Origin of the sequence: Blautia ammoniilytica (genome assembly GCF_025566965.1) — a bacterium.
GTDB classification, from domain to species: Bacteria; Bacillota; Clostridia; order Lachnospirales; family Lachnospiraceae; genus Blautia_A; species Blautia_A ammoniilytica.
Genome location: NZ_JAOQJL010000026.1, coordinates 16,964 through 28,801 on the forward strand (window position 1 = coordinate 16,964; position 11,838 = coordinate 28,801).

Here is an 11,838-nt window from a genome sequence, read left to right on the forward strand (position 1 = left end):
AGGCTGAGAAGCAGGCTGCCATCCTTCGTGCAGAAGCTCAGAAAGAGCGTATGATCAAAGAGGCCGAAGGCCAGGCAGAAGCAGTACTTAAGGTACAGAAGGCAAATGCAGAAGGTCTTCGTATGATCAAAGAAGCAGGGGCAGACAATGCAGTTCTTACTTTGAAGAGCTTTGAAGCACTTACAAAGGTAGCAGACGGCAAAGCAACCAAGATCATTATTCCTTCTGAGATCCAGGGAATAGCAGGTCTGGCTTCTTCCCTGAAGGAAATTGTAACTGACGATAAGAAGACCGAATAAAGAATCTGACAAGGATAGATCCGGCATAACAGAGCAAAGACATACTACAGGAGAATGACTATGAATTTAAAAGGACGGAATTTTCTTACATTAAAGGATTTTACACCTGAGGAGATCATTTATCTTCTGGAGCTTTCAGCAGAACTGAAAGCAAAGAAAAAAGCAGGTGAGCTTACTGAGTATTACAAAGGCAAGAATATTGCCCTGATCTTTGAAAAGACCAGCACCAGAACCCGTTGTTCTTTTGAGGTGGCAGCACATGACCTTGGCATGGGCAGCACATATCTGGATCCTACTGGCTCCCAGATCGGCAAGAAAGAGAGTATTGCAGATACAGCAAGAGTTCTTGGCAGGATGTATGATGGTATTGAATACCGTGGATTCGGCCAGGATATTGTGGAAGAACTGGCAAAATATGCAGGAGTCCCGGTATGGAACGGCCTGACCAACGAGTATCATCCGACCCAGATGCTGGCAGATATGCTTACCATCCATGAGCATTTCGGACATCTGCAGGGGATCCGTCTTGTATATATGGGCGATGCTCGTTATAACATGGGTAATTCCCTGATGGTTGCCTGCTCCAAGCTGGGTATGCATTTTACAGCCTGCACAAACAGCAAGTATTTCCCTAATGATGAACTGGTGGCACAGTGCCATGAGTATGCAAAGGAATCCGGAGCAACTATCACTCTTACAGAGGATGTAGAGGAAGGTACCAGGAATGCAGACGTTATTTATACAGATGTGTGGGTATCTATGGGCGAGCCGGATGAGGTATGGGAAGAGCGTATCAAAGATCTTACACCATACCGTGTGACAAAGCATGTGATGGAGAATGCAGGAGAGAAGGCAATCTTTCTTCACTGCCTGCCCGCATTCCATGATCTTAAGACAAAGATCGGCAAGGAAATGGGACAGCGTTTCGGCCTTACCGAGATGGAAGTTACTGATGAAGTATTTGAATCTGCACAGTCAAAGGTATTTGATGAGGCAGAGAACCGTATGCATACCATCAAAGCTGTGATGGCTGCAACACTGGGATTACCGGAAGGATTATAATGGATATTTTATACGACAAAGATACAATTTCAGCAAATATTCATACAAAATGGGCGGGTCAAACCGTCCATTTTGTGAAAAGAACAGATTCTACCAATCTGATGGCAAAGCGTCTGGCTGACAGGAAATTTCCTCACGGTACGCTGGCTGTGGCCGAGTATCAGAGTGCAGGAAGAGGACGGCTGGGCCGTTCCTGGCAGGCGCCACGGGGCACCTCGGTTATGATGAGTCTGCTGCTTTTGCCGGAGTTCGAGCCGAAATATGCTTCTATGCTTACCATTGTTATGGGATTGTCTGTAGCACAGGCAGTAAACAAGCTGGGATTTGATACGACTATTAAGTGGCCTAATGATGTGGTGGCATCCCATAAGAAGATTTGTGGGATCCTTACAGAGATGGCTGTGGAGGGCAACAAGATCCGCAACGTGGTCATTGGCGTAGGAATCAATATAAATATTAAGAAGTTTCCGGAGGAAATGGCAGATAAAGCTACTTCCCTTTATCTGGAAGCAGGCCATGAGTTTGACAGAAGCCTGGTTCCCGGCCTGGTGATGGAGGCTTTTGAGAAGAATTATGAGAAGTTTGCCAAGACCTGTGACTTAAGTCTTTTAAGGGAAGATTATGAGGAATTGCTGGCAAATATGGATCAGCCTGTACGTGTGATCGCAGGGGAGGATTCTTTTGAAGGGATCGCCAGAGGGATCACGGACATTGGCGTATTGATCGTAGAGCGGCAGGATGGCACTTATACTACTGTGAATGCAGGGGAAGTATCTGTGCGAGGTCTTTACAGCTACGTATGATTAGTACAGTGAAAATTAAGGCAAGTCAATATGGTGATTACTTAATATTCACTGTACTAGGGCAATGGATTAAATGAATCAGTATACATTGCAGGAGAGGAATGAACAGATGTATCAGGACAATATTGTGCTCTGTGGTGCAAGCGCATATGAGCAGAAATATTATTTTAACGAAGATTTTTCATCTCTTCCGGATCATGTAAAGAAAGAACTGCAGATCATGTGCGTTCTTTTTACAGAGGAGATCGGAGGGATTTTTACACTGGAGTTCGACCAGAACGGAGATCTTCAGTTTAAGACAGAGGCACTGGAGGCTGACGGACGATATGACGATATCGGCGGTGCGCTGCGGATCAAGCAGCTCCGTCAGCAGAAAAGTGAACTTCTGGAATCATTGGAATTATATTACAGGGTCTTTTTCCTGGGAGAAGATCCGGCTGGCATTAAGGAGTAGACTTCATGGAGCTCCGTTGGAAAATAGGCAATGTTGAAATAGAGAATCCTTTTGTGCTTGCACCTATGGCAGGTGTTACAGATCTGGCTTTCCGCAGGCTTTGTAAAGAACAGGGAGCCGGCCTGATCTGCATGGAGATGATCAGCGCAAAAGCTATCTCCTATCACAATAAGAATACCAAGGCGCTGATGGAGATCGACCCGGTGGAGCATCCGGTATCCATGCAGCTTTTTGGCAATGAGCCGGAATTAATGGCTCAGGTGGCTGCCAGCATCGAGGAACAGCCTTTTGATATTCTGGATATTAATATGGGCTGTCCTGTGCCAAAGGTGGTGAATAACGGGGAAGGTTCTGCCCTCCTTAAGGATCCGGAAAGGATTTCCCAGATTATAAAGAGTATTGTGGCTGCCATCCATAAGCCGGTGACTGCAAAGATCCGTATTGGTTTTGAAAAAGAAGCTGTGGATCTGGCGGAAATCGCCAAACGGATCGAAGATGCGGGAGCCTCTGCCATTGCAGTCCATGGACGGACCAGGGAGCAGTATTATTCCGGTCAGGCTAACTGGGATGCCATCCGTAAGGTGAAGGAGGCAGTAAAGATTCCTGTGATCGGCAACGGAGATGTGACTTCTCCTTTGAAGGCAGAAGAGCTGATGAAGCAGACGGGCTGTGATGGGATCATGATCGGACGGGCAGCGGAAGGGAATCCATGGATCTTCCGGGAAATGAATCATTATTTTACTACTGGCGAACTGCTTCCGGGACCATCCAGAGAAGAGCTCTGCCAGATGATCCTGCGGCATGCAAGGGCGCAGATCGGCTTGAAGGGAGAATATATGGGTATCCGGGAGATGCGGAAGCATGTGGCCTGGTATACAGCAGGGCTGCCTCACAGCTCTGCATTGCGCCGGGAATCCAATAATATATCCTCTTATGAAGAGCTGGAGAAGCTGCTGGAGCTGATCCAACCGGAATAAGCAGGAGGAACTGGAAAGGAGAACGGGATGGAACAGCTGAAAAATATGGAGATCATTCGGAAAGCATTTGCATATCTGAAGGAAGATGATGACCGTACCCTTAAGGAGCTTCTGGAATTGGTGCAGATTCCGGCTCCCTCCGGTTTTGAGCAGGACCGGGCAGTCTGCATTATGGATAAGATGGAGAGGATAGGTCTGGACCATGTTGGTCTGGACCGGGTGGGCAATGTATTTGGCACCATTAAGGGAACTGGTAAAGGACCGGTGGTGATGATAGCAGCCCATACAGATACGGTATTTCCACAAGGTACTGACCTGACCATCAAAAAAGAGGGAAACCGGTATACATGTCCTGGGATCAATGATGATACAAGAGCCATTGCAGAGATCCTCAGCGTGGCCAGGGCTATGAAGGCTCTGGATATCCATGGGGAAGGAGATATTATCTTCTGCGCCAATGTATGCGAGGAAGGTCTGGGCGACCTGAAAGGTGTAAAATACATTTTCAGGGATCCACATGCCTGTGATGGTTTTATCACGGTAGATAATGTGGTTCCCGGTGGGATCATCCATACTGCCACCGGAAGCGAACGATATCTGGTAACATTTGCAGGACCGGGCGGTCACAGCTTCAGTGATTTCGGACTTCCCAATCCTGTTCACGCAATGGGAAGGGCCATCAGCCGGATCGCAGATTTTCAGGTAAAAAAGCTGCCTAAGACCACATTTAATGTAGGCGTTGTGGAGGGCGGCACTTCTGTAAACAGTATTCCTGAGAGATGCTCTATGCTGGTGGATCTGCGATCTGACAGTGCAGAAGAATTATCTGCATTGTCCGCACAGTTTAAGCAGGTGACAGAAGATGCTGTCAGCCAGGAAAATGCCCGGTGGGATACAAAAGAGAAGGTAACAGTGATCTTTGAGGAAAAAGGCAGACGTCCGGCAGGGGCACAGAAGCCGGATGAGCTGATCGTCCGTGCAGCCTGGGATGCTACGAGTGCTGTTGGCTATACACCGGTATTTCATGACGCATCCAGTACAGATGCCAATATTCCTATTTCCCTGGGGATTCCTGCAGTGGCACTGGGCCGTGCAGGAGATGGGGGAGATACCCATACGGTTCACGAATGGTTTCAGCCTGAGGAGGCTTGGCGGGCACCCCAGAAGGAACTGCTGCTTGTTCTGGCGCTTTCCGGTTTTCAGGGATACAGGAAGTATCAGCTTCCGGTAAGACATGTATAATTTTGGAGGCGGGTCCCAAGGTCTTTCATCCACTTATGAGCAAGCTCAGGTGGATTTAGACCTTTTGACTCTGTCCTCATCATATAGATCAGAAATCTTATAATCCTGTTTGTAAGTAAAAATAGCTTGCAGACAGGATTTTTTGTGCAGATTGTATAATGCAAATTCCAGATTATTGGTTGAAAAATGAATTTTATACCATTATAATGAATGTAACTAACCTGTTGGGTGAAAATATGCTCAAAGAGCGAATAACTATCAACAGCATAACTGGATCAACTGCAGGACAGTGATTTGATTATGTGCAAGCAGCGAAGCGGATGGCGGATATCCGCTTGACAAGAAAAGGAGGATGTGCATGAGACATAAGGATGTATGGAAGCGTCTGGGCGCATGGACACTGGCCTTTTCCATGGTGGCAGGAAGCTGCCCATCTATGGCATTGGCTGAAGAAGCGGATCAGCAGATCGTGGATGTGGAGGAGTTTTCCGATCAGGAGCAGGCAGGAGAGGTATCACAGGCAGAAGAGATGCCTTCTGGGGAAACATCTGTAGAGGATGTGGAGGACGTGCCGGAGGATTCGTTTACGGCAGCACCGGCAGATGAGAGTACAGAGGAGCCGGCAGAGTTTACCTGTGAAGAGGTAGAGGATGTGGATCTTCTCAGTGATAATGCAGGAGATTCGGTAGAGGGAGAGAATCCGGCAGAGGGAGAAGAGCCAGATGACGGAGGCTTTGTCCACTATGAGCTGTATACGGAATATGCAAGTGGAGACTGGCATATGTTTCCAGGCAGTGAGATGAAGATTTTCACATCTGTTTCTGAATGGTATGATGATAATGAAGGCGATGGCGGTGATGGAGAAGTCATCAATCTTGCGGAAACAGAACCTGACGTGGATACAGGGAATGGTGATGAAGAGAATGCCATAGAATATGAGCTGGAGCTTTATAACGGTCTTAAAGACGGCACAGCATATGACAGCAGTCTGATTGATGTTACCATTAATCCTAAGGATAACTCTTTGCTTGTGAAAGCAAAAGAGGGTGCGGATGGTGGAACGGATATCTGCATCCAGGCAGTTACCGGCACCGGAGAGGAGAAAAGAACTCTGGCAACGAATCAGGTCTGGGTGGAAGTAAGATCTGCATATGATGTGCTTGCACCACAGAAGCTGCTGGACGATAACAGTGAATTATGTGCAGGTAAGCAGCTGGATCTGTCTGGACTTCAGGTACTGCATTATATAGTTGGGGCAGAAGTACCCCAAGTACGGGAGGATGTACGTTTCCGACTGGTTGAGCCGGATGAGAATATGTGGTATGTGAAGAAGAATGTAAGTGAGGGTGCGACAGATTTTCCTGTATTATACCGTAAGACAGCTGATGATGCAGATATTTATATTGTAGCAGAGGCAAAGAATGATGCTGGTGAGTGGAAAGAGATCTGCGGCAGGGAGTACAGTTTTGATTGTCTGGATTATGATATGTATTTCGAGAATCTGCGAGGCGACGATGACGGTAATTATACTTTTGTATATGATAATGAGGAAAACTATTGTGTGAAGTTTGGAGTCTATAAACTTGGTTGCAATGGCGAATATTATTATGTCCGCTGGTCTGTTGGTAAAATACAAGAAGACACAGAAAAGGATTCCTTTATCCCATATATTGGCACAGATGAGACGGCTTTCTGGATGTCAGAGGGTAACATGCTCTACATTAACGGTGCCAGATTTGCAAAGGCTTATCAGGAGCTGGAAGAGGGTTGGCATTTTGTGATCCGCACAGAGGTAGTAGGTTATATTCCCGGTGCGAGTGATGAGCCACAGTGCGAATTTGTTCTGTATACAGATGAAGCCGGTCTGGATCTTGCAGAATCCTGGTATGAGTACCATTTTGAGAATGACTATAGATCCGTTCTTGTAGATCAGAATATCTGGATCAATAAAGAAGGCGAAAGCTATGTAGAGGATAAGGACCATATTGGGGGAGAACCAATTAACTTCCAGATCACCGGTGTTGAACTGGAAGGCAATGACGATATTTTTGAAGTGACAGAACATGAGGGTGGATGGAATCTTAATGCCAATCGTCCGGGTCAGGTAAAAGCATTCATTTCCTATACGGATATTTCTGGAGCGACGCAGGTGCATGAAACAGAATTCTATGTAGAAAAGGATATGTACAACCTGGATGCGGTTTATCCTAATGACAATAATTCCATGCTTCCGGGAACTGCTATGGATCTGCCTGTAACCCTGCATCATGAGTGGCGACACAGTGACCAGGAAATGGGCGGCGAAGACATTGAGGACTTCTCTCTGGAACTGATTGAGAATGAAAATGGCGAGTTGATTGATTATGATTTTCTGAAGGATGTTTCCTTTATTCAGAAGGATGGCAAAACCTATATTCATGTAGAGAGCACGGATAGCGAAAATCAAGGTGAGACTTCTATCCGGGTGAGGGCATCCATAAAGAACGAGCAGGATGAACTCGTGCCTGTTGCTGAGAATGAGTTTTATTTTGAAGTGTGTGATGAATACGATTTTGTATCTGTAGCAGAAGAAGTTCCCAATATTCCAGTTGGCGGTACTCTGGATCTGAACAGTCTGGGGATCTCCACACAGCATGTAAAAGGTGATCAGGTAACAACAAGAGAAGATGTTGAATACACCTGGGAGGTTGACTGGAATCTTTGGTCCGCAAAATCTCCGGTGGGCAGAATATTCCCATGGTTTACCAGGATTGGGACTGATGGCACCAATGTGACGGTTATTGCGAACATCAGGAATGAAGATGGTCAGCTGGAGGAGATCGGCCGCAGGAATTTCTGGTTTGACGAGCTTGATTATTCCGTATGGTTCGAGAATCTTCGTGAGGAGGGCGGCACCTATGTATTCAACAACGAAGAGGATTACGTACTTCAGCTCAATACAGAGAATCTGGCAGACAAAAAAGATAAAGAGGAGGCACTTTACCGGATCGGCTGGGAAGTAGGTACCCGGTCTGAAAACGATGGAGATCAGCTGGGAACGATCGATGCCGGATTCTGGAAAGTGGATGCAGAAGATACTTCTAAGCTTCATGTGAATGGAAAGGTTCTGGCAGAGGTCCAGAAGAATCTGCAGGATGGACAGTGGATCGAGATTCGTGTCTATGTAGGAGCAGGAGCACCTGGAACAGATGGTATAAAGGTGTTTGAGCAGAGAGCAGGCATATACTCAAGAGATGCCATAGAGGATTACCAGTATCCTAGCTATGGTACTCAGATGTTTAAGGGAAATCGTTTCTGGCTTAGCAAGGATTTCAACTGTTATGTGGAAAACAGTGAGTATCCGTCTGGTGAGCCTGTTCCATGCAAGATCAAAGGAATAAAGATAGAGAGTCTGGAGGACGATCTTGAGCCATCCGTATCCTACGAAGAAAAGGATGACGGTTATCTCTTTACAGGAGACAAGTACGGCGGTACCAGTGTGACAGTTACCTATGATGATATTCACGGTGACAAGCAGACACATACCTTTGATATCTGGGTACATGACACCATTTATTCAGTGGAAGCTGAGTTTGAAACAGGCTGGCAGATGCTGAAAGGAGAAAGCCAGAAGATCAGCTTCAAGGTATACAAAGAAGTACAGGGCGAAGATGGTAATACTGAGAAAACAGAGGTACCTTCCAATGAATATTATATAGAGATGGACGGAGGTGTTCCTGGAAATCTCGCCTCTATAGAAATGGGCGAAAATAAAGCAGTTGTGCAGGCAACAAAGAGCGAAGACGAAGGTCAATTTGGTGTTGGCTTCAGGGCTGTATCTAGGGCAACACATTTTGATGATGTGGATCAAAAAGACTATCCGGACTGGGATGCGTATACTGATATCAACATTTCTGTAAGAAACCTGCATTATAATGTACAACTGGAAGGCTGGGATGACAATGGTGATATAGGTAATAAAGTTGGTTCTGTGGTAGATCTGAACCAGTATAATCCTACGGTTGAGTATGCAGGCATTGATCCTGAAACCGGAGAAAAGTTCACAGGCACACTGGATAATAAAAATGTTCGCTGGCGTGTGGAATATGATAGGGAGAAATGGGAAAGAACACCGGCTACTGCAGAGCAGGATATCCCGGCACTGGTACGTATATCAGGCACAGAAACACAGATCGTACTGGTAGCACAGGAACTCCATACTGACCGTTATGGCAATGAATTCTGGGAAGATGTAGCAGAAGAAGAGATTCATTTCGACCGTATCTTAAACAAGGATCGGGATGTAACGATCTCAGAGCTGAGAGATCCTGAGTTTAGCAATAGCTGGATCTATAATAATGAGATTTGCATGCTGAATATTAAGATTCGGATGCCGGAGACGGCACCTACAGATCAGTTACCGGAAATTATCTGGAGTCTGTATGGATATCGAGGCGACGAAAAAATCATGATTCCTGGAGATAATTATGCAGTAAGTGAAGATGGTACTATGCTTACACTCTATGGCGCAAAGCTGTGGGAAATCTATCAGGAATTGGGTATGCCGGGTGCTCTTTGGGCTCAGGTCGAAGTGAAGATGGGCGATAAACTGATCGGCGTGGATGAGGCTGCTGTTTTTGTAAGACAGTCAGAGGAAGCATGTGATCATCAGTGGAAAGATGAGACTGTTACCAATCCTACCTGTGGTGTAGACGGATCCAGTGTACAGCGTTGTGAGATCTGCGGAGATACAAGGGCTCAGGTACTTCCTGCAACAGGAGCACATATCTGGGGCGAATGGACAGTAACAAAGGCAGCTACTTGCACTGTAGCAGGAGTAAAAGAAGCAAAATGTGCAGTATGCAGCGCTACAAAGACAGAAGCAATCCCAGCAACAGGAGCACATACCTGGGGCCAGTGGGTAGTAACAAAGGCAGCAACCTGTACAGAGGCAGGAGTAAAAGAAGCAAAATGTGCAGTATGCGGCGGCACAAAGACAGAAGTGATCCCTGCAACAGGCGTACATACCTGGGGCCAGTGGACAGTGACCAAAGAGGCTACTTATGTGGATGCTGGTGAGCAGACAAGAGCCTGCAGCGTTTGTGGCGCAGCTGAAAAAGCACAGACAGAGCCTTATGTTCTTCCAATCAAGAGAAACCAGAAAGTATCTCTGGTGATCCCGTTGGCATCAAAAGACAGTATCAAGTCTGTGGCTTCTTCCAATAAGAAGATCGTAGCAGTTAAGAAGCTGAAAAAGAACACCATTCAGCTGAAGGCTTCCAAGAAGTCAACCGGAAAGGTAGTTATCACCATTGTAACAGCGAAGAAACAGAAGAAGACCATTCAGGTGAATGTACAGAAAGGCAGTGTAGCTGCATGGTCACTTACCGGTGTACCAGAAAAAGTGACACTGAAGCTGAAACCGCAGAAAAAGAAAGTTTATCAGCTGAAACCAGTTGTAACACCTGTTACCTGCAAGACAAAGGTAACTTACAGTTCTTCTAATAAAAAAGTGGCAACTGTAAGCAAGACTGGAAAGATCACTGCAAAGAAAGCGGGAACAGCTGTGATCACTGTAAAGGTTGGCAAGAAGATCAGTGCCAAGTGTATTGTTACAGTAAAAAAGAAATAATTATGAGGCAAGGGATCACACCTGCAGCAAAGCCGCAGACAGATCCATGATATGCAAACAAACAGGGGACTGCAGATGCAGTCCCCTGTAATTCTATAAGGATATAAAGTGATTATTCAAAAAAGCAGCTGTTTGCGTATAGGACAGCCCATTGTAAAGAAAGATCAATGAGATAATGCTTTCTTTTTCTTCAGGATCACCCAGATCAAAATGGCAAAAAACATAATAAATAAAACAGAACAGGACAACAGATAATTAAGGGATGCACCCATGATCCCCAGCTTCTGTACCATAGCCTTTGCCGGGAGAATGGTGATCAGGGCAGTCAGTGCATATACCGGAAGGATGCAGCCTCCTTTACGGATGGCAATCAGGATATTGTAGATCATGTACACCTCAGCACCGATACCGCCGCCTATGAGAAGTACGATAAAGTGAAGCTTATAGGGAGAAAGATCTACTCCATAGATCAGCTCCAGCAAAGTCCTTCCAAGCAGATGCCCGGCAATGACAATACCACCACAGCAAAGGAAGATGATCCCGATGATACGGGCTACGTACAGAACAAATTTCTTCAGATCATTATCCCACCATAGTCCTGCAATAGTGGTGATCATAGGCTTGAATACAAATTCGCACATCAGCGTGATCACAAAAGAGGGCATAAATAAAATGCTGTAATAGGCCTGATATTCATCTGTCATTACATTGGACATGGCATACTTGGGTACATTGTAAAGCAGCAGGGAAAGAAAGGTACCTGCAAACAGCGGGGTACACATTTTCAGTAATTCCAGTACATGGGAGAACTGAAAGCTTCGTTTCGGCTGCCGGGAGGAAATATGCTGCACAGCCCAGGAATTTACCAGAAGACACAGCATCAGGGATGTAATGGCTGTTGCACCACAGGTCAGATAAAGATTCCTGGTGAAATAAAGCAGCAGAGTAAAGAAAACTGCGGAGTATACATTACGCACAGCCAGCATTTTCCCCATAAGCTCTACATGGTAGTTCTGCTGCAGATTGCCGTGAAATACATCCTCTACTGCATCGATCATCTTCATCATGATAACAAAAATGCTGATGGCAATGTATTCTCCTGAAAAGCTGTAGGCGCTGAAAATGACACCAAAAAGCATCATGGCAGCACAGGAAAATACACGGGACACTTTGTATTCAGAAAAAAGATATTTGTGATCCAGGTCAGTGGCCTGGAAGGTACGCATCCCATATCGGCCGACCTGGAGGAGCAGCTGTGCTGTAGCATAGCTAAGGGAGAAAAAACCGGCAAGTTCTACACCACATAGTCTGGTAACGATCAGCAGGTAAAGAAAGGAAGATGCTGAATAGCAGGTACTTCCGATCATATTCCACAAAAAGGCTTTTTTAA

General features: G+C 45.9%; 7 protein-coding genes and 1 pseudogene. 7 read left to right on the forward strand and 1 reads right to left on the reverse strand.

Features of this window, described 5'->3' with window-relative positions:
- From OCV61_RS12505 to OCV61_RS12535, 7 genes and pseudogenes are all read left to right on the forward strand, one after another.
- Positions 1 to 299, forward strand: a pseudogene (locus OCV61_RS12505) (SPFH domain-containing protein); the annotation flags it as partial.
- A gap of 60 nt (positions 300 to 359) precedes the next feature.
- A complete protein-coding gene (gene argF / locus OCV61_RS12510) occupies positions 360 to 1,361 on the forward strand; it encodes an ornithine carbamoyltransferase (protein ID WP_158422068.1) in 1,002 nt (333 codons plus the stop codon).
- Positions 1,361 to 2,164 (forward strand): biotin--[acetyl-CoA-carboxylase] ligase, encoded by an 804-nt coding sequence (locus OCV61_RS12515; RefSeq protein ID WP_158422069.1) that lies wholly within the window; start codon positions 1,361 to 1,363, stop codon positions 2,162 to 2,164. Before argF ends, OCV61_RS12515 begins: the two co-directional genes overlap by 1 nt.
- A 109-nt stretch (positions 2,165 to 2,273) precedes the next feature.
- Positions 2,274 to 2,618, forward strand: a complete 345-nt coding sequence (locus OCV61_RS12520; RefSeq protein ID WP_158422089.1) for a DUF6145 family protein — start codon at positions 2,274 to 2,276, stop codon at positions 2,616 to 2,618.
- A 5-nt stretch (positions 2,619 to 2,623) separates the two neighbouring features.
- The gene (gene dusB, locus OCV61_RS12525; protein WP_158422070.1) at positions 2,624 to 3,595 is read left to right on the forward strand and encodes a tRNA dihydrouridine synthase DusB; all 972 of its coding nucleotides are present in this window, start codon (positions 2,624 to 2,626) and stop codon (positions 3,593 to 3,595) included.
- Positions 3,596 to 3,622: 27 nt separating this feature from the next.
- Positions 3,623 to 4,837 carry a M20/M25/M40 family metallo-hydrolase gene (locus OCV61_RS12530; RefSeq protein WP_158422071.1) on the forward strand — a complete coding sequence of 405 codons (1,215 nt, stop codon included), beginning with the start codon at positions 3,623 to 3,625 and terminating at the stop codon, positions 4,835 to 4,837.
- Positions 4,838 to 5,195: 358 nt separating this feature from the next.
- Entirely contained in the window at positions 5,196 to 10,448 is a 5,253-nt protein-coding gene (locus OCV61_RS12535; RefSeq protein ID WP_262582940.1) for an Ig-like domain-containing protein, read from the forward strand.
- Positions 10,449 to 10,612: 164 nt separating this feature from the next.
- Here the strand turns inward: OCV61_RS12535 and OCV61_RS12540 are convergent, their stop codons facing one another.
- Complete coding sequence (locus OCV61_RS12540) at positions 10,613 to 11,824, reverse strand: lipopolysaccharide biosynthesis protein (RefSeq protein ID WP_262582942.1); 1,212 nt, start codon at positions 11,822 to 11,824, stop codon at positions 10,613 to 10,615.
- Positions 11,825 to 11,838: the final 14 nt, after the last annotated feature.

What these genes read in the sequence shown, in the direction of transcription:
- argF (WP_158422068.1), top strand. Translation starts at nt 360, where the DNA reads ATGAATTTAAAAGGACGGAATTTTCTTACATTAAAGGATTTTACACCT.
- OCV61_RS12515 (WP_158422069.1), top strand. Translation starts at nt 1,361, where the DNA reads ATGGATATTTTATACGACAAAGATACAATTTCAGCAAATATTCATACA.
- OCV61_RS12520 (WP_158422089.1), top strand. Translation starts at nt 2,274, where the DNA reads ATGTATCAGGACAATATTGTGCTCTGTGGTGCAAGCGCATATGAGCAG.
- dusB (WP_158422070.1), top strand. Translation starts at nt 2,624, where the DNA reads ATGGAGCTCCGTTGGAAAATAGGCAATGTTGAAATAGAGAATCCTTTT.
- OCV61_RS12530 (WP_158422071.1), top strand. Translation starts at nt 3,623, where the DNA reads ATGGAACAGCTGAAAAATATGGAGATCATTCGGAAAGCATTTGCATAT.
- OCV61_RS12535 (WP_262582940.1), top strand. Translation starts at nt 5,196, where the DNA reads ATGAGACATAAGGATGTATGGAAGCGTCTGGGCGCATGGACACTGGCC.